Origin of the sequence: Roseiconus nitratireducens, from assembly GCF_008629675.1 — a bacterium.
Classification (GTDB): Bacteria; Planctomycetota; Planctomycetia; order Pirellulales; family Pirellulaceae; genus Stieleria; species Stieleria nitratireducens.
Map to the genome: position 1 here is coordinate 1 of NZ_VWOX01000077.1, position 699 is coordinate 699.

The 699-nt window shown below is 57.8% G+C and carries 1 pseudogene; it reads right to left on the bottom strand.

Annotation, left to right across the window (positions count from 1 at the left end):
* Positions 1-637: pseudogene (locus FYK55_RS28765) on the bottom strand (hypothetical protein); the annotation flags it as partial.
* Positions 638-699: the final 62 nt, after the last annotated feature.

Sequence of the window (699 nt, forward strand, 5' to 3'; positions counted from 1 at the left end):
CGAACTCCACGATTCGGTCGATGGAATCAGGGTTCGCAGAAGCATTGTCGTAGCGGACGGTCCTCAGCACTTGCTCGTAGTTGGCAATCGTATCCGAGCCGGAGAGTGTCAACACGCCGCCGGAGTAATTGGCTGTGATCAAGGTGCCCGTCGTATCTGCCGTCAGAGTTTCTGCAGCACCGTCGAGCAGGTTGGAAATGGTGACCGTCAACGAAGCGAGGTTTGCACTGTCAACGTCCGCGAGGACTGCGTCGCCATCCGCAATCAGAACGGAACCACCGCCCTCGACAAAGTTCGCCGTGAAGTCGGATCCGGAAGCGCCGCCGGAATCATCCGCATCCAGGTCCAGCGTGGGAGCATCATTGATCGTCGAGATTGAGACGGTTGCGGTAGCGGTATTGCTGTCAGCGAACCCGTCATTCGCCAGAAATTCGATCACGCGATCTGTCGCGTCGGGACTAGCCGAAGCATTGTCGTAGCGAACGGTTCTCAGAACTTGCTCGTAGTTGGAAATTGTGTCCGAACCGGAAAGCGTCAGCGCGCCGCCGGAATAACTGGCCGTGATCGCGGTTCCGGTCGTATCTGCCGTCAGAGATTCCGCCGCCCCGTCGAGCAGGTTCGTGATCGTGACGGTCAAGGAGGCAAAGTTCGCACTGTCAACATCAGCGAGGACTGCATCGACATCCGCAATCAGAACGA